The sequence below is a fragment of the Sphingomonas aurantiaca genome (genome assembly GCF_003050705.1).
In the GTDB taxonomy this organism is placed as follows: Bacteria; Pseudomonadota; Alphaproteobacteria; order Sphingomonadales; family Sphingomonadaceae; genus Sphingomonas; species Sphingomonas aurantiaca.
Genome location: NZ_QAOG01000003.1, coordinates 262,567 through 281,733, shown reverse-complemented (window position 1 = coordinate 281,733; position 19,167 = coordinate 262,567). Strand labels below are relative to the sequence as shown.

The 19,167-nt window shown below is 66.8% G+C and carries 17 protein-coding genes and 1 pseudogene; 11 read left to right on the top strand and 7 right to left on the bottom strand.

Features of this window, described 5'->3' with window-relative positions; genetic code table 11:
- Positions 1–28 precede the first annotated feature (28 nt).
- Positions 29–1,318, bottom strand: a complete 1,290-nt coding sequence (locus tag C8J26_RS10235; protein WP_107958153.1) for a thiamine pyrophosphate-dependent enzyme — start codon at positions 1,316–1,318, stop codon at positions 29–31.
- Positions 1,319–1,551: 233 nt separating this feature from the next.
- Positions 1,552–2,568 carry a fumarylacetoacetate hydrolase family protein gene (locus C8J26_RS10230; protein ID WP_107957815.1) on the bottom strand — a complete coding sequence of 339 codons (1,017 nt, stop codon included), beginning with the start codon at positions 2,566–2,568 and terminating at the stop codon, positions 1,552–1,554.
- A gap of 150 nt (positions 2,569–2,718) precedes the next feature.
- On the opposite strand from C8J26_RS10230, the gene C8J26_RS10225 reads away from it, so the two are divergent.
- The 4 genes from C8J26_RS10225 to C8J26_RS10210 all read left to right on the top strand — a co-directional run bounded on the left by C8J26_RS10225 (position 2,719) and on the right by C8J26_RS10210 (position 5,880).
- The gene (locus C8J26_RS10225; protein ID WP_107957814.1) at positions 2,719–2,973 is read left to right on the top strand and encodes a DUF6894 family protein; all 255 of its coding nucleotides are present in this window, start codon (positions 2,719–2,721) and stop codon (positions 2,971–2,973) included.
- A gap of 245 nt (positions 2,974–3,218) precedes the next feature.
- Entirely contained in the window at positions 3,219–3,896 is a 678-nt protein-coding gene (locus C8J26_RS10220; RefSeq protein WP_235516894.1) for a Crp/Fnr family transcriptional regulator, read from the top strand.
- Between the two features lie 238 nt (positions 3,897–4,134).
- On the top strand, positions 4,135–5,559 hold the full coding sequence (locus C8J26_RS10215) for a DEAD/DEAH box helicase (protein WP_107957812.1): 1,425 nt from the start codon (positions 4,135–4,137) through the stop codon (positions 5,557–5,559).
- Between the two features lie 54 nt (positions 5,560–5,613).
- Positions 5,614–5,880: a hypothetical protein gene (locus C8J26_RS10210; protein WP_056417251.1), complete on the top strand. Its 267-nt coding sequence runs from the start codon at positions 5,614–5,616 to the stop codon at positions 5,878–5,880.
- A gap of 112 nt (positions 5,881–5,992) precedes the next feature.
- Here C8J26_RS10210 and C8J26_RS10205 read toward each other — a convergent pair whose 3' ends face one another.
- The 5 genes and pseudogenes from C8J26_RS10205 to C8J26_RS10185 all read right to left on the bottom strand — a co-directional run bounded on the left by C8J26_RS10205 (position 5,993) and on the right by C8J26_RS10185 (position 9,857).
- Positions 5,993–6,658, bottom strand: a complete 666-nt coding sequence (locus C8J26_RS10205; RefSeq protein ID WP_107957811.1) for a nitroreductase — start codon at positions 6,656–6,658, stop codon at positions 5,993–5,995.
- 116 nt (positions 6,659–6,774) lie between these two features.
- Positions 6,775–8,070, bottom strand: a complete 1,296-nt coding sequence (hslU, locus tag C8J26_RS10200) for an ATP-dependent protease ATPase subunit HslU (RefSeq protein WP_055873449.1) — start codon at positions 8,068–8,070, stop codon at positions 6,775–6,777.
- Positions 8,071–8,189: 119 nt separating this feature from the next.
- Positions 8,190–8,732, bottom strand: coding sequence for an ATP-dependent protease subunit HslV (gene hslV / locus C8J26_RS10195; RefSeq protein ID WP_107958148.1), 543 nt, complete (start codon positions 8,730–8,732; stop codon positions 8,190–8,192).
- 266 nt (positions 8,733–8,998) lie between these two features.
- Positions 8,999–9,232 (bottom strand): annotated as a pseudogene (locus C8J26_RS10190) (3TM-type holin); the annotation flags it as partial.
- A gap of 88 nt (positions 9,233–9,320) precedes the next feature.
- Positions 9,321–9,857 (bottom strand): glycoside hydrolase family 108 protein, encoded by a 537-nt coding sequence (locus tag C8J26_RS10185; RefSeq protein WP_107957809.1) that lies wholly within the window; start codon positions 9,855–9,857, stop codon positions 9,321–9,323.
- A 600-nt stretch (positions 9,858–10,457) separates the two neighbouring features.
- On the opposite strand from C8J26_RS10185, the gene C8J26_RS10180 reads away from it, so the two are divergent.
- From C8J26_RS10180 to C8J26_RS10150, 7 genes are all read left to right on the top strand, one after another.
- Complete coding sequence (locus tag C8J26_RS10180) at positions 10,458–12,740, top strand: NADP-dependent malic enzyme (protein WP_056416480.1); 2,283 nt, start codon at positions 10,458–10,460, stop codon at positions 12,738–12,740.
- 481 nt (positions 12,741–13,221) lie between these two features.
- Entirely contained in the window at positions 13,222–13,929 is a 708-nt protein-coding gene (locus tag C8J26_RS10175) for a sugar transferase (protein ID WP_321170172.1), read from the top strand.
- A gap of 8 nt (positions 13,930–13,937) precedes the next feature.
- On the top strand, positions 13,938–15,113 hold the full coding sequence (locus C8J26_RS10170; protein WP_107957807.1) for a glycosyltransferase: 1,176 nt from the start codon (positions 13,938–13,940) through the stop codon (positions 15,111–15,113).
- Positions 15,110–16,246, top strand: a complete 1,137-nt coding sequence (locus C8J26_RS10165) for a glycosyltransferase family 4 protein (protein WP_107957806.1) — start codon at positions 15,110–15,112, stop codon at positions 16,244–16,246. Before C8J26_RS10170 ends, C8J26_RS10165 begins: the two co-directional genes overlap by 4 nt.
- Positions 16,243–17,286: a glycosyltransferase family 2 protein gene (locus C8J26_RS10160; RefSeq protein WP_107957805.1), complete on the top strand. Its 1,044-nt coding sequence runs from the start codon at positions 16,243–16,245 to the stop codon at positions 17,284–17,286. Before C8J26_RS10165 ends, C8J26_RS10160 begins: the two co-directional genes overlap by 4 nt.
- Complete coding sequence (locus C8J26_RS10155) at positions 17,283–17,855, top strand: polysaccharide biosynthesis/export family protein (protein WP_082445267.1); 573 nt, start codon at positions 17,283–17,285, stop codon at positions 17,853–17,855. Before C8J26_RS10160 ends, C8J26_RS10155 begins: the two co-directional genes overlap by 4 nt.
- A 5-nt stretch (positions 17,856–17,860) precedes the next feature.
- The gene (locus C8J26_RS10150; RefSeq protein ID WP_146168807.1) at positions 17,861–19,165 is read left to right on the top strand and encodes an outer membrane beta-barrel protein; all 1,305 of its coding nucleotides are present in this window, start codon (positions 17,861–17,863) and stop codon (positions 19,163–19,165) included.
- Positions 19,166–19,167: the final 2 nt, after the last annotated feature.

The window sequence follows — 19,167 nt, the reverse complement described above, 5'->3', positions numbered from 1 at the left end:
TCCGAGACGGGTGTTTCGATCATGTCGCTCATGCCTTGCGATCCCAGGGGCGGCCGGATGCGGATTCCTCATCGAGCATCTGCTGACGCTGCTCCTTCAGATGCCAGGGCAACTCCTCGAACACGCCGTCGAACAGCGATTCGAGCGGCTGGTGCAGGCCGTGGCCGAGGATGCCGTTCTTCTCGGCCTCTTTCTGCGCGGCCTTGACCTGTTCGGCGAGCTCCTTGTCCTGCGCGGCGTGGCGCGCATCGTCCCATTCGCCGATCGCGATCAGGTGATCCTTGAGACGCTTGATCGGATCGCCGAGCGGCCAGGCATTGGGCTCGCCCTCGCTGCGATACTGGCCCGGATCGTCCGAGGTCGAATGGCCTTCCGCGCGGTAGGTGAAATGCTCGATCAGCGTCGGGCCCTGGTTGGTCCGCGCGCGCTCGGCGGCCCATTGCGTCGCGGCGTACACCGCCAGCGCATCGTTCCCATCGACCCGAAGCCCGGCGATGCCGTAACCAACCGCGCGCGCCGCGAACGTCGTCGCCTCGGCGCCCGCGAACCCGGAGAAGCTGGAGATCGCCCACTGGTTGTTGACGACGTTGAAGATCACCGGCGCGCGGTAGACCGCCGCAAAGGTGCACGCCGAATGGAAGTCGCCCTCGGCGGTCGAGCCTTCGCCGCACCAGGTCGCCGCGATCCGCGTGTCGCCCTTGGCCGCCGATGCCATCGCCCAGCCCACGGCTTGGGGATATTGCGTCGTCAGGTTGCCCGAGATCGAGAAGAAGCCGGCTTCCTTGACCGAATACATGATCGGCAGCTGCTTGCCGCCGAGCCTGTCCGCCGTGTTCGAATAGATCTGGTTCATCATGTCGACGAGGCTCCAGCCCCGCGCGATCAACAGCCCCTGCTGGCGATACGAGGGGAAGCACATGTCCTCGTAATCGAGCGCATAGGCCGCCGCGACCGCGACCGCCTCCTCGCCCAGCGCCTTCATGTAGAAGCTGGTCTTGCCCTGCCGCTGCGCGCGGAACATGCGCTCGTCGAATGCGCGGAGCAGCGCCATGCTGCGCAGCATCCGGCGCAGCACGTCGGGCGAGAGCTTGGGATCCCAAGGGCCGACTGCATTGCCGTCGTCGTCGAGGACGCGGACCAGCGTATAGGCGAGATCGGTGAAGTCGGACGCCTTGTCCGCGGTGTCGGGGCGGCGTGCCTCGCCAGCGGGGGGCACGTCGACTTCGGCGAAGTCCACCGCGTCGCCGGGGCGGAACTTGGGCTCCGGGATATGCAGCGTGAGCGGCTGCAAATTGGCGCGCGGATGCTCGCTTGCCATCGTCATTCCATCTCCATGAGGCCGCTGTGACCGCGGAACACTCTTACCGAAGCGTGTTATTAAATTTCAATCGCGATTGCGAGGGGATTTTCTGGCAGGTGGCTCGCGCGTGGATTTTTTCGGGTGAAGCGAGGCACTTGCATCAATCCCCCTCCGTCGCCTTGGCCTCCCGCAAAGGCGGGCGCCCAGACTGGGGCGCCGCCAGCGCGGGGAAACATGGCGTGGCGTGCCGCCTATTCGACAGTCTGTTCGATCACGCCGAAGATCGGATGGCGCTTGTCGTCCTCCGCCCAGATGCGGACGACGTCGCCCTTTTTGAGGAACGGCGTGACGGGCTTGCCGCCGGTAATCGTCTCGATCGTGCGGACTTCGGCGAGGCAGGAATAGCCGACGCCGCCTTCCGAAATCGACTTGCCGGGGCCACCATCGGGTCCACGGTTCGAGACGGTGCCCGACCCGACGATCGTCCCCGCGCCGAGCTTGCGCGTCTTGGCGGCGTGCGCGACCAGCGTGCCGAAGTCGAACGTCATGTCCTCGCCGGCTTCGGCGCGACCGAGCGGGACGCCATTGAGGTCGACCATCAGCTTGCGGTGCAGCTTGCCGCCCTGCCACCAGTCGCCGAGCGAGTCGGGCGTGACGAAGACGGGCGAGAACGCGCTCGCCGGCTTCGACTGGAAGAAGCCGAAGCCCTTGCCGAGTTCGCCGGGGATGAGGTTGCGCAACGAGACGTCGTTGGTGAGGCCGACTAGCAGGATCGCCGCCAGTGCCTCGTCCCGCGACGCGCCCATCGGCACGTCGCCGGTGACGACGACCACCTCGCCCTCCATGTCGCAGCCCCAGGCCTCGTCGCCGAGCGGGATCGGATCGCGCGGCCCCAGGAACCCGTCCGAGCCGCCCTGATACATCAGCGGATCGTGCCAGAAGCTGTCGGGCATCTCCGCGGCGCGCGCCTGCCGTACGAGCGCAACATGGTTCACGTACGCCGAGCCGTCGGCCCATTGATAGGCGCGCGGCAATGGCGACTCGGCGTCATGCTCGTGAAAGCGCCGCATCGGGATCATCTCATGCTCGAGATCGGTCGACAGATTCTTCAGATCGATCGAGAGTCGATCCCAATCGTCGAGCGCGGCCTGCAAGGTCGGCGCGATGTGACTGGCATCGGCATACCAGGCGAGATCGTTCGAGACGACGACGAGCGTACCGTCTCGTCCGCGGGTGGCATCGGGGTGCTTCAGGCTGGCCAGTTTCATGCGGCGGATCCTCTCGTGTTTGCCTGCACCCTACGCCCGGGGCGCGGTTCAAGTCGAGCATGGAGCGCCGATCAAACCTGATTTTGGTAAGAGCGGAGCGGCGGCCGGCCTGTTAGGAACAGGCTTGCGTAACGGTTGAGGAAGTCGAGCATGCCCAGATACTTCTTCGACATCGACAACCATAAACATGCGCCCGACGAAGACGGCACGGATCTGCCCGACGACGAAAATGCGCGCGTCCAGGCGGTCATATTCGCGGGCGATTACCTGAGCGACCATCCGGATATCGTACGGCATGGCGCGTGCTTCCGCGTCGCGGTGCGCGACGAAACGGGGAGCGTGCTGCTCGCCGTCGACGTGACGATAACCGAGCCCGGCCCGGATACCGGTTTACCGCCAGTCTGAAACTGCCCGACCTAGCGCCTGAGGTCACGGGCGGCGCGTGAGCCTGCTCGCATTCCGGCGTAATATAATAACATGGGTTTTGTTGACCTGCCCAATCCTGGGATAAGGTGCGCTTTCCCCCGACGCGCTATCCCAGTGAGGGAGACGACGAGAAACGGGTGCTCCTGCCCTGGATGCGGAGAGTGCACGTGGACATTTCCACCGTGACGGAACAAGTTGTTCGTAAGTTCGAAACGCGGACGGCGATGAGCGCTGACGATCGCGCCAAGATCGCCGCGCTGCCGTTCAAGGTCAGGACGATCGATGCGTCGACCTACATGCTGCGCGAAGGCCAGCGCCCGACCCGTTGCGCGTTCATTCTCGACGGACTGGCCTACCGGCAGAAACTGACGCCCAATGGCGAGCGCGAGATCGTGTCGATCCTGTTGCCCGGCGAATTCATCGACCTGCAGAACCTGTTTCTCGAGGAATCCGATCACGACATCCAGGCGCTGACCCGGCTGACGCTGGCGGAGGTGCCGATCGCCGCGCTTCGCCAGTTCATCGAGGCGTGTCCCGCCGCTGGCCAGGCCTTGTGGATCGATGCGCTGGTGGAATCGTCGATTCACCGCGAATGGCTGCTCAACGTCGGGCGGCGCAACGCGCGCAGCCGGCTGGCGCATCTGCTCTGCGAGTTTTCTGTACGCTTCAAGACGTCGATGCTCGGCGACGTGATGGCGTATGAATTGCCGATGACGCAGGAACAGCTCGGCGATGCGCTCGGGTTGACGCCGGTCCACGTCAACCGCGTGCTGAAATCGCTCGAGACCGACGGGCTGATCACGCGCAAGAAGCGCCAGTTGAGCGTGACCGACTGGCCCCGGCTGCGCGACGCCGCGGAGTTCAACGAGCGGTATCTGCACCTCGGCCAGATCCGCACCTGATCCCGTCCGGCGAGCCCGACACCGGTGCCGAATAGGGCCGGAGGTTGACTTTTGGGGCACGATACGCCAGATGGCCGGCATCGAGGCGTAATGCAGCGTGATTGGACCTTTACGGTCTTAGCTCCGCCTCGGTCGTTTCCAACGGGCTTCCCTTTTCACGCGGGGTGTCAAAACACCACCGCCCCTCGTGCGTCCGCTTCGTGGATTCGCGAGCCCGGCATCTATTGAGAGACCATTCATGTCATTTGCAAACCTCGGCCTTGCCGAGCCGCTCGTCCGTGCGCTCGAAGCCAAGGGCTATACCGAGCCGACGCCGATCCAGGCACAGTCGATCCCGATCCTGCTCGAGGGCGGCGATCTGCTCGGCATCGCGCAGACCGGCACCGGCAAGACCGCCGCGTTCGTGCTCCCCTCGATCCAGCGGCTGACCGAAAACCAGAAGCGCGTCCTGCCGACGCATTGCCGCATGCTGGTGCTCGCGCCGACGCGTGAGCTCGCCAGCCAGATCGCCGACAGCGCGCGCGCCTACGGCCAGTTCAGCAAGATGTCGGTGACCACCGTGTTCGGCGGCACCAGCATCAACAAGAACCGCCAGGACCTCAGCCGCGGCGTCGACATCCTCGTCGCCACGCCGGGCCGCCTGATCGATCTGATCGAGCAGGGCTTCTGCAACCTGTCGATGATCGAGATCCTCGTGCTCGACGAAGCCGACCAGATGATGGATCTGGGCTTCATCCATGCGCTGAAGAAGATCGTCCGCATGCTACCGAAGAAGCGCCAGACGTTGTTCTTCTCGGCGACGATGCCCGTCGCGATCCGTGATCTCGCCTCGCAGTTCCTGCTCGACCCGAAGACCGTTTCGGTGAAGCCCGCCGCGACGACCGCCGAGCGCGTCGACCAGTATGTCACCTTCTGCAACCAGTCGGAAAAGCAGGCGCTGCTGACGATCACGCTGGGCGATCCGGCGATCGACCGTGCGCTCGTCTTCACGCGCACCAAGCATGGCGCCGACCGCGTCGTGAAGCTGCTCGCGGGCAACGGCATCGCCTCGAACGCGATCCACGGCAACAAGAGCCAGGGCCAGCGCGAGCGCGCGCTCGGCGAGTTCAAGCAGGGCAAGGTCAAGGTTTTGATCGCGACCGATATCGCCGCGCGCGGCATCGACGTCTCGGGCGTCAGCCACGTCATCAACTTCGAGCTGCCCAACGTGGCCGAGCAGTATGTCCACCGCATCGGCCGTACCGCGCGTGCGGGCGCCAGCGGCATCGCCGTCGCGTTCTGCGCGGATGACGAGAAGGCCTATCTGCGCGACATCGAGCGGATCACGCGCCAGAAAGTGACGGTCCGCGCGCTGCCGGACGACTTCGTCAACCTGTCGAACCAGATCAAGCAGACTCGCGTCAAGACGATGGGGGCGGACCCCGAGGTCCGGATCGACCGTCCGCGCGATCCGGCACGTCCGCGTGCGACGCATGCGCCGCGCGCAACCGGCGGCAGCACCGGCCGCAACTATGCGGGTGCGAGCCGTGGCGGCCAGGGTGGCGGCGGCGGCGGTCGTCCGCAGGGCGGTGGTCGTCCCGGTGGTCAGGGCGGCGGTGGTCGTCCGGCCGGCGGCGGTGGCCGTGGCCCTGGTCGCGGCGCCGGTCCGAGCTCGGCGCGCTAAGCATTCGATCGCCCCGCGGGTTTGGTGTAAGACCGGCCCGCGAGGAGAATGCTGATGGACGTTTCCACTACCCCGGTCGCCGAGCGCATCGCGCGCGTGCTGGCCGGCCAGCGGATCAGCGCGAACGCGGGCGGCGACGCCGAATCCGCGTCGCAGCTGATCGATTCGGCCTGGGCCGACTATCTTCCCGATGCGCTCGCGGTGCTGCGCACGCTGCGCGAACCCGACCGGGCGATGGCCGCGGCGGGTGACCCTGCGGTGTGGGAGGCGATGATCCTTGCGGGGATCAAGGGCGCCAAGCCGCAGACGGTGGTTCTCTGAAGTCAGGATCCAGGGTACCGAGGGCATCGTAACTGGCTCTGGATCCTGACTTTCGTCAGGATGACGGGAGTGGGTTGGTTGAGGTTCCTTGCGATGCTTCATGGCGAATGCATCAGCCGATCGTGGTGAGCCACTCGCTCGTGTCCGCGCGCTCCGTGCGGAGGCGGTTCGCCGGCGCGTCCTTGTCCTCGTAGCCGATCGCCATGCCGCAGAAGAGCATCTGGTCTTCGGGGATGGCTAGGAACGGCCCGAGCGTGTCCGGGTACATCGCCCAGCATTCCTGCGGGCAGGTGGCGAGGCCGGCTTCGACCGCGAGCAGCATCAGGTTTTGCAGGTACATGCCGAGGTCCGACCATTGCGGCGGGCCCATGCGCCGGTCGACGGTGCAGAAATAGGCCGCGGGGGCGCCGAAGAACGCAAAGTTTCGGGCAAACCAGTCGCGTCGCGCCGCCTTGTCGTCGCGCGGGATGCCGAGCTCTGCGTACATCGCCTCACCGACTGCGAAGCGGCGGTCTCGGTAGGGGGCGGTCAGGTCTTTCGGGTAGATGTCGTAGGCGGGCTGTTCGGTGGCGCCGGTGGCCAGCTTTTCGGCCATAGTTGCCTTGAGGCGGGTCATCGGCTCGCCCTGGACGATGGCGATGTGCCAGGGCTGGAGGTTGCCGCCGGTTGCTGCGCGGGATGCTTTTATGGCGAGGTCGTGGAGGAGGTTGGGGTCGACGGGGGTGTCGAGGAAGCCTCGGACGGAGCGGCGCGCGGCGATGGCTTCGGTCACGTCCATTGGCTTATCCTTGCATCCCACCCCGTTCTCCCTGAGCGTAGTCGAAGGGCATGAGACTCAGGTGCTTCGACTTCGCTCAGCACGAACGGGGGGGCGGGGTGGCCCCCGCCCCACGCTCAGAGCACGAAGCGGCTGAGGTCGGTGTTGCGCGCAATCTCTTTCAGCTGGCTGTCGACGTATGCGCCGTCGATGACCAGGTTCGAGCCGCCGCGATCCTCGGCGTTGTAGCTCACTTCCTCGAGCAGCTTTTCCATTACCGTCTGCAGGCGGCGCGCGCCGATATTCTCGATCTCCGCATTCACCTCGGCGGCGATGCGTGCGATCGCGGCGATGCCGTCTTCGGTGAACTCGATGCCGACGCCTTCGGTCGCGATCAGCGCCTTGTACTGGAGCGGCAGCGACGCCTTGGTGTCCGACAGGATCGCGACGAAATCGGCCTCGGTCAGGCCCTTCAGCTCGACGCGGATCGGCAGGCGGCCCTGCAATTCGGGGAGCAGGTCACTCGGCTTGGCGACATGGAACGCGCCGCTCGCGATGAAGAGGATATGGTCGGTCTTCATCGGCCCGTATTTGGTGGCGACGGTCGTGCCCTCGATCAGCGGGAGGAGGTCGCGCTGGACACCCTCGCGGCTGATAGAGCCGCCACGGCCGTCGGCGACCGCGATCTTGTCGATCTCGTCGAGGAAGACGATGCCGTTGGCCTCCGCATCGGCGAGCGCCGCGCGGCTGACCTCGTCCTGGTCGAGACGCTTGTCCGCCTCTTCCTCGACGAGCTTGTCCCATGCCGCATGGACGGTGAGCTTGCGGCGCTTGAGCTGCTGACCGCCACCGAACGACTTCATCATCTCGCCCAGATTGATCATCTGCGGCGCGCCGCCGGGGATCTCGAACGGCGTGGTCGGCGCCTGCTCGACCTCGATCTCGACTTCGGCGCTGTTCAGATGGCCGTCGAGAAAGCGCTGCTTGAAGCTTTCGCGAGTCGCGGTGCTCGAATCCTTGCCGACCAGCGCATCGAGCAGGCGACCCATCGCCGCCTCCTCGGCCTTGTCCTTCACCGCGACGCGGCGGCGTTCCTTTTCGAGGCGAATGGCTTCCTCGACGAGGTCGCGGGCGATCTGCTCGACGTCGCGGCCGACATAGCCGACCTCGGTGAACTTGGTCGCCTCGACCTTCACGAACGGCGCATCGGCGAGCTTGGCCAGACGGCGGCTGATCTCGGTCTTGCCGCAGCCGGTCGGTCCGATCATCAGGATGTTCTTGGGCGTGACCTCGTCGCGGAGGTCTTCGCTGAGTTGCTGGCGGCGCCAGCGGTTGCGCATTGCGACCGCGACCGCGCGCTTGGCGGCGGCCTGGCCGATGATGTGGGCGTCGAGCGCGGCGACGATTGCCTTGGGGGTGAGCTGGTCGTTCATTTTTTTACCTTCTCCCCTCCCGCTCGGGAGGGGTCGGGGGAGGGCGTGGCCGCAACGGAAGGCGTGGGTGGGGTGTATGTCAGCCCCTCCCCTGACCCCTCCCGCAAGCGGGAGGGGAATTACGAAGTCGAATCCATCGTTTCCACCGTGAGGCGGTCGTTGGTGTAGACGCAGAGTTCTGACGCGATGTGCATCGCCTTGCGGCACAACACTTCCGCATCGGTCTCGTAGTCGACGAGCGCGCGGGCTGCGGCGAGCGCGTAATTGCCGCCCGAGCCGATCGCGGCGACGCCGTTTTCGGGTTCGAGCACGTCGCCATTGCCCGTCAGGATCAGAGTCACGTCCTTGTCGGCGACGATCATCATCGCTTCGAGGTTGCGCAGGAACTTGTCGGTGCGCCAGTCCTTGGCGAGTTCGACCGCGGCGCGCAGGAGCTGGCCCTGATGCGCCTCCAGCTTGCGCTCGAGACGTTCGAACAGCGTGAAGGCGTCTGCGGTGGCGCCGGCGAACCCGCCGATGACCGAGCCGTCGCCGAGGCGGCGGACTTTCCGCGCATTGGGTTTCATGACGGTCTGGCCCATCGAGACCTGGCCATCGCCGATCACGACGACCTTGCCGCCGCGGCGGACCGAGAGGATGGTGGTGCCGTGCCAGGTCGGCATGGCGTGGGGGTCGTTGCTCATGCCAGCGATGTAGGGTGCGGTTTCGGGGGTGCAACGGGGCGGGGATGAACACCGGCCGTTCGTCCCGAGTAGCGATCGAGCGTGTCGAGAGCGCGTATCGAAGGACTGGCGTTGCGCGCGTTACCCGTACCTCGATACGCGCCCTCGATACGCCCGAGCGGGCTACTCGGTCGCTACTCGGCACGAACGGAAAAGGGGTGGCAGTACGGCGTTTACGGCAAGGGGGCCGCTGTAAGGAGGTGGAATCACCGCCCCTTCCCCCATTCCCTCGCCACCGTGTAGCCGAGATAGCCCGTGCCGAAGAGCGCGTAGAGCGGTTCGGGGATCGCGTTGAGATAGGCGGCCATGCCCGCGGCGATCGCCTGCGCGGTCTGCGGGCGGACAGCGGCGATCAGGCCGGCCGGGATCGCGCCGAGCAGCAGGATGTACATGACGTAGAGGAAGGTCGGGCGCGCGCGGGTGATCCAGGGATCTGGTGCTGGATCAAGGGGTTGCTGGGTCATTGGGGGTCTCCGGCAAGAGTGAAGTATAGGAAGTGCAGACGCTGGGAGCGTTTGCGCGGCCGAGTCAGGTGCGGTTGGCGAGCCAGCCGTAGAGGAAGGCCTCGTTGGCGGGGCGGGTCTCGGCGAGCGCGACGTAGCGTTCGCCTTGCAGCGCCTCGATCGCCTTCAGGAGGACGGTTTCGCCGCCGGGTTTGCGGCGCGCTAGGAAGGCGTCGAGCGCGGCGAGTGTCGCGGGGCCGATGCGACCGTCGAGCGTCATGTCGGGATAGTCGGTGGCGCCGCGGTTGAGCGCGTTGAGCGCGCGCTGGAGGAAGGTGGCGGCGACGGCGGGGCCCATGTTGACGCCGGTGTCGAAGAGTTCCTCGGCGATCTCGAGCGCGCGCGGGGCGATCTGGTCGAAGGCGGGGCGGGTCCAGTAGAGGCGGCGGTAGATGCTTTCCGCGCTCTCGCGGGGGAAGACGCGCATGTCGCCGGTGTAGCCGTTGGTGCGGGCGACGGCTTGCGTGATGCCGTAGCGGGTGGGGCCGCCGCGGTCTGCGGGGTGGTTGGTGTAGCCGCCCTCGCGGTCGATGACGGTGTCGATGAGGTGATCGATGGTCATGGTGCGGCTCCCGGTTTTGTGGGTGGGAGCGAACCATATTGGTTCGTTGTAGGACAGGGTTTTTTGGGGGGTGCTGTCCAACGCGCAGGACGTGGGGCCGGAGTTATCTTCGTTGTTGTTCCCCCGCGGAGGCGGGGGTCCAGGGTTATGACGGATAGCGCTTGGGATTCCTGGGCTCCCGCTTTCGCGGGAGAACAGGGAGTTTCGATTCTCCCCCGCAAGGGGGAGGATTGTTGGGTTGCCCCTCCCCGGCGGAGGCCGGGGTCCAGTTGGGGGACGTTGGTAACCGAGCGCTGCGCGTCGTTACATCGGACGTTCCAACTGGACCCCGGCCTTCGCCGGGGTGATGGTCCATCGCCGGGGTGGTGGTTCTTTACCGGGGTGGTGGTCCTTCCTGGGTGGTGGTTCTTCGCCGGAGTGGTGGTCCTTCGCAGGGATGGTAGGGACGGGTCGTGGCGCCCGCGCGTCATCCGAACCGACGCTACGTCCGCGCGGGGTTGGCGGATCGGTGTGCGTGAGGCTATGCGATCGTTGAACATTCGCCGCGCGCTTTGCGCGCGCCCACCCGGTCGCCGCCGCGGCCGACAGGTTAGGAAGACCATGGAAGACGATTTCCGCAAGGCCGCGCTCGATTATCACCGCTATCCAAAGCCGGGTAAGCTCTCGGTCGAGGCGACCAAGCGGATGGCGACGCAGCGCGATCTGGCGCTGGCCTATTCGCCGGGCGTTGCCGCCGCGTGCGAGGAAATCGCCGCGGATCCGGACAAGGCGCGCGACTATACCGCGCGCGGCAACCTCGTCGCGGTCATCACCAACGGCACCGCGGTGCTCGGGCTCGGCGCGATCGGTGCGCTCGCGTCGAAGCCGGTGATGGAGGGCAAGGCGGTGCTCTTCAAGAAATTCGCCGGGATCGACTGTTTCGACATCGAGATCGACCAGCTCGACCCGCAGGCGTTCATCGAGGCGGTCCGCGTGCTCGAGCCGACGTTCGGCGGGATCAATCTCGAGGACATCAAGGCGCCCGAATGCTTCGAGATCGAGACGAAGCTGCGCGAGGTCATGAACATCCCGGTGTTCCATGACGACCAGCACGGCACCGCGATCGTGTGCGCCGCCGCGGTCCGCAACGTGCTCGAACTGCGCGGCAAGCAGCTCGACCAGATGAAGCTGGTGACGTCGGGCGCAGGCGCGGCGGCGCTGGCGACGGTCGACCTGCTGGTGTCGATGGGGCTCAACCCCGAGAACGTGACGCTGACCGACATCAAGGGCGTCGTCCATGCCGATCGCGGCGACGTGATGCCGCCGAACATGGCGCGCTATGCCCGCACCACCAATGCGCGGACGCTGCCCGACGTGCTCGAGGGGGCGGACATCTTCCTCGGCCTGTCGGCGCCGCGCGTGCTGAAACAGGAATGGCTGCACCTGCTCGCGCCCGACCCGCTGATCCTGGCGCTGGCGAACCCCGAGCCCGAGATCCAGCCGGCGCTGGTCGCGGCGACCCGCCCCGACGCGATCATCGCGACGGGCCGTTCGGATTTCCCGAACCAGGTCAACAACGTGCTGTGCTTCCCGTTCATCTTCCGCGGTGCGCTCGACGTCGGCGCGACCGAGATCAACGAGGCGATGAAGGTCGCCGCGGTCGACGCGATCGCCGCACTCGCACGCGCGACCGCGTCGGACGTGGTCGTCAGCGCCTATGGCGGCGCGACACCGGTGTTCGGGCCGACTTACATCATTCCCAAGCCGTTCGATCCGCGGCTGATCCTGCACGTCGCGCCGGCCGTCGCCAAGGCGGCGATGGACTCGGGCGTGGCGACTCGGCCGATCGAGGATTTCGACGCGTATCTTCGCGACCTCGAAGTGTTCGTGTACCGCTCGGGCCAGCTGATGCGGCCGATCTTCGCGCGCGCCAAGCAGGCCGGGCGCTCGATCGCGTATGGCGAGGGCGAGGACGACCGGACGCTGCGCGCGGTGCAGACGGTGATCGACGAAGGGCTTGGTCGGCCGGTGCTGATCGGGCGGCGCGACGTGATCGGCCAGCGGATCGAGGCGAGCGGTCTGCGGATGACGATCGGCAGCGATGTCGAGGTACTCGATCCGGCGACCGACCGCGAAGTGTTCGAGCCGCTGCTCGCGAGCTACAGCGCGCTCGTCGGCCGCCGCGGCACGCCGCCCGACAGCGCCGAGCGCGCGCTCAGGACGCGACCGAGCGTCGCCGCGGCGATGCTGCTGCGCGAGGGTCGCGTCGATGCAGCCTTGTGTGGTGGCATCGGCGACTGGTGGACGCAGATGACCTATGTCATGCCGCTGATCCCGCGGATGCCGGGCGTGTCGCGGCTGTACGCGATGTCCGCGGTGATCCTGCGGACGGGCAGCCTGTTCTTCTGCGATACGCACGTCACGGTCGATCCGACCGCCGAGCAGATCGCGGAGATGACGATGCTCGCGGCCGACGCGGTGCGCGCGTTCGCGATCGAGCCGAAGGCGGCGTTGCTGTCGCATTCGAGCTTTGGTGCGTCGCGGTCGCCCTCGGCGCAGAAGATGCGCGCGGGGCATGCGTTGCTGAAGGAGATGGCGCCGGAGTTCGAGTTCGACGGCGAGATGCACGGCGATGCCGCGCTGTCGGAGGCGCTGCGGCGGCGGCTGGTGGACGACAGTCCGTTGACGGGCTCTGCGAACCTGCTGGTGATGCCGAACATCGATGCGGCGAACATCGCGGTGTCGCTGTTGTCGGCGTCGACCGAATCCGCGCCGCTCGGGCCGATGCTGCTGGGACTCGCCAAGCCGCTGCAGATGCTGGTGCCGAGCGTGACCGCGCGCGGGATCGTCAATCTGAGCGCGATCGCGGTGGGCCACGCAGCGACGGTGAGCGAGACGGCCTGACGATTACGCACGTCCGGGGTCGCGCCGTTTGGTGCGATCCCGGGCGGTCGGCCGCGGAGCGACGACTCGCGGGGGCTGTTCGATCTTGATGCGAATCATCTGCGGTTGGCCAATACCACCGGGCGATCCGCACCGACCGTGATGGTGGCGGTCGGACGGGTTGGCGTGCCCGCGTGCGCGCCGTTCGGATTTTACAATAGTTCCAGATAATTAGCGTTCGATCGCGGCCGAAGGCGGCTGCGTTGAGCACTGCCAATTCCGTGAGCGGTGCGTCATTAATACGCAAATTCCGCCCGTTTCCCGGCAGATACAGGCTGCGTTCAGTCACAACGCACGGCGTCCAAAGGTGTCGCCAAATTCATGCTGCAATGCGGTAGACAGAGCGATCGGCGGGATAACGGGGGCTGAGTCCGCTGGCCAAGCCGGGGCACCTCTGCAATATTGCACTGCGACAATAAACATCAGTTAATGAGGTGCGGCCATGACATTCTATGGCGATGTACGCACTCGCGTTAGAGTGCATTCGGGATCCAATGCCTCGAGCAAGTCGACCGATAACTTCAGTGTTATGCGGAAGGTCGATGGCAATTTGTCGCGACTGGTCGACATCATTTTCGCTGGCAGTGCGTTTCTCGTATTTTTGCCGGTTATCATACTGCTTTGTATCGCAATTTCTCTTCAGGACGGCGGGTCTCCGCTGTTCATGCACCGGCGCATCGGGCGTGGCGGACGGATGTTTCCGTGCCTGAAGCTGCGGACGATGGTGCGCGATTCCGAGGCGCGGTTGCGGCGGCATCTGGCCGAGAACCCGGCGGCGCGCGCCGAATGGGCGCTCGACCAGAAACTGCGCAACGATCCGCGGATCACGCCGCTCGGCCGCTTCCTGCGCAAGTCGAGCCTCGACGAGCTGCCACAGCTGCTCAACGTCGTCTGGGGTCAGATGAGCCTGGTCGGTCCGCGGCCGATCGTGCCTGCCGAAGTCGAGCGGTACGGGCGCTACATGGAATTCTACTGCAACCTGCGTCCGGGGATCACCGGGCTGTGGCAGGTCAGCGGCCGGAACGACATCAGCTATCGCCGTCGCGTGGCGATGGACACGATCTATAGCCGGACCCGCTGGGTGGGTGGCGATATCTGGATCATGGTTCGTACCGTGCCGGCAGTCTTTGCCAGCAAGGGGTCGTTCTGAGTACCGTCTTGCGCGCCGCCCCGCGCGCCGCCGCCCGCGAAAACGCGAGCGCCACGGGGCAATCGGTGCTGCTGGTCGATCCGTCGCTGTTCACCGCGCCCTATGACGCGGCGCTGTCGGACGGGCTGCAGGCCAATGGTCTGCGGCCGGCCTGGGCGACGCGTGCGCTGCGCCCGAACGAAGAGGATCTGCTAGCCGGGAGCCGCACCCTGCCCTTCTTCTATCCGCTGACCGACGGACCGCGGCGGCGGGTGGGATCGGCGTGGCGTGCGCTCAAGGGACTCGAACATATCGCCGGGCTTCGCCGCCTGACTCGCGAAGCCGCGCGGTTCGACGTCGTCCATTTCCAATGGGCGGCGCTGCCGATGCTCGACGTGCGCGCGGTACGCCGGATCCGGCAGAACCGACCGGTCGTGCTGACCGTCCATGATATCGAGCCGTTCAACGGCCGCCCGGTCAGCGCGGCGCAGCGCAGCGGCTACACGGCCATTCTCGCGGCGTTCGACCGGCTGATCGTGCATACCGAGCAGGGTCGCGACGCGCTGCTGGCGCGCGGCCTGCCCGAGGACCGGATCCACGTCGTGCCGCACGGCGTGCTGCCGTTGCGCACCGCCGAGCCCGAAGCGCGCGCGCAGCCCGGTCGCTGGCGGATCGTGCTGTTCGGCCGCCTGCAGGCGTATAAGGGCGTCGACCTGCTGGTCGAGGCGCTCGGCCTGATCGATCCGCAGATCCGCGATCGCCTGGAAGTGATCGTCGCCGGCGAGGCGCAGATCGACGTCGAGCCGATTCTCGCGCGCGCGAAAGCGCTGGACCTGGGCGACGCGTTCAAGCTGCGTGAGGGGCGGCTGTCGGAGGACGCGATGGCGGGGCTGCTGCGCAGCGCCGATGCGTTCGTCTTCCCCTACCGGTCGATCGACGCGAGCGGCGTCCTGCATCTCGTCGCCGATCTCGATCGCTGGCTGATCGCGAGCGATCTCGGCGCGTTCCGGACGATGATCGGGACGGGCGAGGACAGCGGCGCGCTGGTGCCCGCGGCGGATATCGCGGCGCTGGCGGGTGCGATCGTCGACTCGATCGGACGGCGGCCGCGTCCCGCATCGGCGACGGACACGCTCGACTGGACCCAGATCGGCGCGATGACCCGCACCGTCTACGAGGCAGCGCTCGCGGATCGCGCGGCATGAGCCGGTCGCTCCTCATTTTGCAGGACAGCCCCGACTTTGGCGGGCACGAGGCGATGTTTCTGCGGTTCCTGCCGACGCTGCTCGAAAGCCGCGACTTCGACCGGATCGTCGTCCGGCATCCGACCGCCAACGCCAAGCTGGCCGAGCGGCTGCGGCCTCATGTCTCGGACCGGTTCGCGGTGATGCCGTGGGATTTCACCAAGCAGCGCGCCGAGCCGTATCTCGGGGGCTTTCGCCGAAGCTATGCGCAGGCTGTGCGCAAGGCCTTTGCCGATGTGCGGCCGAGCGCGACGCTGCTGCTGCAGGGGCGGATCGAGAATTGCGTCGTCCCGCTGCTCGCCGCGCCGCGCGACAGCTTCGTCGTCAGTTATGTGCCGATGGCGCACCGCATGGTCGAGCTGGGACGGCGCGCGGTCCCCGGCGACTGGGTCCGCCGCCGCCTGTATCGCCGCCCCGATCGCTTCATCGTGCCGAGCAGCGCGGTCGTCGAGCAGGTCCGTGCCGCAGGCGGCACCGCGCCGGTCGTCGTCGCGGACAACATCGTCGCGCCGCCGCCGCAGCCTGCGCGCGCGCAGGCCCGGCAGGCGCTCGGGCTAGATCCCGACTCGCGCGTGGCCCTGTTCCTCGGGCGGCTCGACATACGCCAGAAGGGGCTCGACACGCTGGCGGCCGCGATCCGGCGGAGCGCAGCGCAGCTCGAGGGCTGGACCTTCGTGATCGTCGGCTCGGGCGAGGGCGAGGCCGATTTCGACCAGTTGCGACGCGATCTTGCCGGGCGGGTCGACATTCGCTGCTCGGCATGGACCGACACCCCGCACGCGACGCTGGCGGCGGCGGACCTGCTGCTGATGCCGTCGCGCTGGGAGGGCGTGCCGTTGGTCATGCTCGAGGCGATGACCTATGGCATCCCCGTCCTCGCCTCGCAGATCGACGTGTTCCGCGCGTATCTGCCGCCCGCCAACCGGATCGATTTCGCGCAGGCCGATCTCGCCGACGCGATGGCGCGCGCGATCGCGCCCGCGGGGCTCGCCGACTATCGGCGGCATGCCGATGCGCGTCTGCGCGAGACCGATCTGCAACGGTCCGCCACGCGCTTCGTCGAGGCGCTGCGCCCGGACGGGGGTGCGGCATGACCGCGAGCGTCATCATTCCCACGCTGAACGAGATCGCGCATATCGAGGCGTTGCTCGACACGCTGTTGCGCGAGCCGCCATCGGTGGTCGGCGAGATACTGGTCGCCGATGGCGGCAGCCGTGACGGCACGCGCGAGGCGGTCATCGCGGTCGCGGCCCGCGCGCCGCGCGTGCGCCTGATCGACAATCCCGAGCGGATCCAGGCGGCGGGCGTCAATCGTGCGGTGGCCGCGGCAGACCGCCGCTTCGCCGTCATCGTCCGGGTCGATGCGCATGCGTCCTACCCGCCCGACTATGTCAGCCGGCTGCTCGCCTCGCTGGCGGACAGCGGCGCGGATTCGGTCGTGGTGCGGCTGACGACCAGGGGCGAAAGCGGCTTCCAGCGCGCGGTCGCGATCGCGCAGAACAGCCGGATCGGCACGGGCGGATCGGCGCACCGGATGGGCAACGCATCGGCCTGGGTCGATCACGGCCATCACGCCGCGTTCCGGCGGGCGCTGTTCGAACGCGCGGGCGGGTATGACACCAGCTTCGAGGCGAACGAGGATGCCGAGCTCGACGCACGGCTTCGTGCGCTGGGCGGGCGGATCTGGCTCGATGCCACGATCCCGGTGATCTATTATCCGCGCGGCACGCTGCGGGGCCTTGCGCGGCAATATTTCCGCTATGGCTCGGGGCGTGCGCGGACCAGCCACAAGCATGGCGAGCGACTGCGCCTGCGCCAGATGCTGCCGCCGGCGATCACGCTGGCGATCGGCGTCGGCCTGATCGGCGGGATCGTCCTGCCCGTGCTGTTGGTCATCCCGCTGCTCTATGCGCTTGCGCTGCTGGCGGCATCGAGCGTGTTCGCGCTCAAGGACCGATCGCTGACCGCGCTGATGGCCGCCCCCGCGCTGGCGACGATGCATATCGCCTGGGGTGCAGGCTTCCTGAAGCGCAGGGCGCTCCAGATCGGAAAAAGAAGAGCTATGATCGATACCGAGATTGAGACCGTTCGCGGGCCCGAGCGTGGCCATGAACGTGGTGGAGAAGCGCTATGACCAAGCGTATCGCGATGGCGTGCACGACAGCGTGCGCGGCGGCCCTGTGGCTGACGGGCTGCTCCGCCGATATCGCGCAGACCCCGGCGGGAGCGGCGCCCGCTGCGCCCTATGTGTACCGGCTCGCGCCCGACGACCGGCTGCGGATCAACGTGTATAACGAGCCCGGCGTGACCGGCGAATATGCCGTCAACAGCGAAGGCGACATCTCCTTTCCGCTGGTCGGCATGATCAAGGCGCAGGGGCAGACTCTGGGCGAGTTCTCCGCGGCGCTGACGCAGACGCTGCAGGCACGCTATTTCAAGAACGCGCATCTGGTCGTCGACCTGGTCGCGTCGCGGCCGATCTATGTGCTGGGCGAAGTGAACAAGGCGGGGCAGTTTCCCTATCAGTCGGGGATGACGGTGCTCGGCGCGGTCGCGACCGCGGGCGGCTTCACGTATCGCGCGAACCAGAAGACGGTGATGATCCGCCATACCGGACAGGCGGCCGAAGCGCGCGAACCGCTGACCGCCGACGTGATCGTGCAGCCCGGTGACACCGTGCGGATCCGAGAGCGAAACTTCTAGTTCCCGTGTCTCGCCGTACACCCTGTTGGCTTCGTCATGCCGCCCGCACCGGCGTGCTGGGCAGTGCGATGCTGTGCCCGCAGTTGCTCCATGCGCAGGAGACGCCGCTGTTGCCCGAGGAAAAGCCACAGATCGAAACGCGGCATACAGCCGTGCTCGAGCGCGTGCAGCCGGGCTATGTCGCGCCGGGCATCCCGCTCGGCGGGTTCCGGCTGGCGCCGTCGGTCGAGGTGACGGGTATCCATGACGACAACATCTTCGGGACGCAGGATGACCGGGTCGCGGACAGCTTGCTGCGGATCCAGCCGCAGCTGGCGCTGCAATCGCAATGGGCGCGCAACAGCCTGAGCCTCGACGCAAAGGGCAAGATCGACCGGTATCTCAACCGCAGCACCGAGAATATCGCCGACTATTCGGTGACGGGCCGCGGCGTGTTCGACATCAACCAGGCGACCACGCTGACGACCGCGATCCGCGCCGAGGGGATCCACCAGTCGCGGCTGTCGCAGGACATATTCTCGCAGACGATCAAGCCGATCTATTACACGCAGCAATCGGGCGCGGTGCTGCTCGCGCATGATTTCAACAAGCTGCGACTGTCGACCACGGCGCGCGTGGCGCGGTTCGATTTTCGCGACGGGCAGCTCGCCGACGGGTCGATCGCGGATTACCAGCCGAGCGACAATATGAGCTACCGCGTCGGCGTCCGCGCCTCCTATGCGCAGACGCCGTCGATCGCGTGGTTCACCAGCGCCAGCTACAATATCCGCCGCTTCCGGACCGGGTCGATCGAGACGCCCAAGCGTGATTCGAACGGGTTCGAACTGCTCGCCGGCGTCAGTTTCGAGCCCGCGGCGCTGATCCGCGGCAGCATCGGCATCGGCTATATCCAGCAGCGTTTCCGCCTGCCCTTCTACAACGACCTGGGCGGCCTGGGCTTCAACGCGACGGTGCAGTTCTTCCCGACTCAGCTGACGACCGTCACGATCCGCGGCAACCGGTCGGTGCTCGATTCCGGCATTCCCGGATCGGGCGGCTATCTGTCGACCCAGGGCAGCATCCAGATCGATCACGAATGGCTGCGGCAGCTCATCCTGTCCGCGTCGCTCGGCTATCAGGACAGCCGCTTCAACAATCTGGACCGCACCGATGGCCGCATCAGCGCCAAGGCCAGCGCGACCTATCGTATCAGCCGCTATGCCGGGCTCAAATTCGGCTTCGAGCGGCTCGACCAATCCTCCAACGGCACTGATCGTTACCGCGCGTTCAAGGACAACCGCGCGACGATCGGCCTGACGCTGACAAGGTGAAC

What these genes read in the sequence shown, in the direction of transcription:
- C8J26_RS10160 (WP_107957805.1), top strand. Translation starts at nt 16,243, where the DNA reads ATGACCGCGAGCGTCATCATTCCCACGCTGAACGAGATCGCGCATATC.
- C8J26_RS10220 (WP_235516894.1), top strand. Translation starts at nt 3,219, where the DNA reads ATGAGCGCTGACGATCGCGCCAAGATCGCCGCGCTGCCGTTCAAGGTC.
- C8J26_RS10155 (WP_082445267.1), top strand. Translation starts at nt 17,283, where the DNA reads ATGACCAAGCGTATCGCGATGGCGTGCACGACAGCGTGCGCGGCGGCC.
- C8J26_RS10235 (WP_107958153.1), bottom strand. Translation starts at nt 1,318, where the DNA reads ATGGCAAGCGAGCATCCGCGCGCCAATTTGCAGCCGCTCACGCTGCAT.
- hslU (WP_055873449.1), bottom strand. Translation starts at nt 8,070, where the DNA reads ATGAACGACCAGCTCACCCCCAAGGCAATCGTCGCCGCGCTCGACGCC.
- C8J26_RS10180 (WP_056416480.1), top strand. Translation starts at nt 10,458, where the DNA reads ATGGAAGACGATTTCCGCAAGGCCGCGCTCGATTATCACCGCTATCCA.
- C8J26_RS10215 (WP_107957812.1), top strand. Translation starts at nt 4,135, where the DNA reads ATGTCATTTGCAAACCTCGGCCTTGCCGAGCCGCTCGTCCGTGCGCTC.
- C8J26_RS10210 (WP_056417251.1), top strand. Translation starts at nt 5,614, where the DNA reads ATGGACGTTTCCACTACCCCGGTCGCCGAGCGCATCGCGCGCGTGCTG.
- C8J26_RS10225 (WP_107957814.1), top strand. Translation starts at nt 2,719, where the DNA reads ATGCCCAGATACTTCTTCGACATCGACAACCATAAACATGCGCCCGAC.
- hslV (WP_107958148.1), bottom strand. Translation starts at nt 8,732, where the DNA reads ATGCCGACCTGGCACGGCACCACCATCCTCTCGGTCCGCCGCGGCGGC.
- C8J26_RS10230 (WP_107957815.1), bottom strand. Translation starts at nt 2,568, where the DNA reads ATGAAACTGGCCAGCCTGAAGCACCCCGATGCCACCCGCGGACGAGAC.
- C8J26_RS10185 (WP_107957809.1), bottom strand. Translation starts at nt 9,857, where the DNA reads ATGACCATCGATCACCTCATCGACACCGTCATCGACCGCGAGGGCGGC.
- C8J26_RS10175 (WP_321170172.1), top strand. Translation starts at nt 13,222, where the DNA reads ATGACATTCTATGGCGATGTACGCACTCGCGTTAGAGTGCATTCGGGA.
- C8J26_RS10205 (WP_107957811.1), bottom strand. Translation starts at nt 6,658, where the DNA reads ATGGACGTGACCGAAGCCATCGCCGCGCGCCGCTCCGTCCGAGGCTTC.
- C8J26_RS10165 (WP_107957806.1), top strand. Translation starts at nt 15,110, where the DNA reads ATGAGCCGGTCGCTCCTCATTTTGCAGGACAGCCCCGACTTTGGCGGG.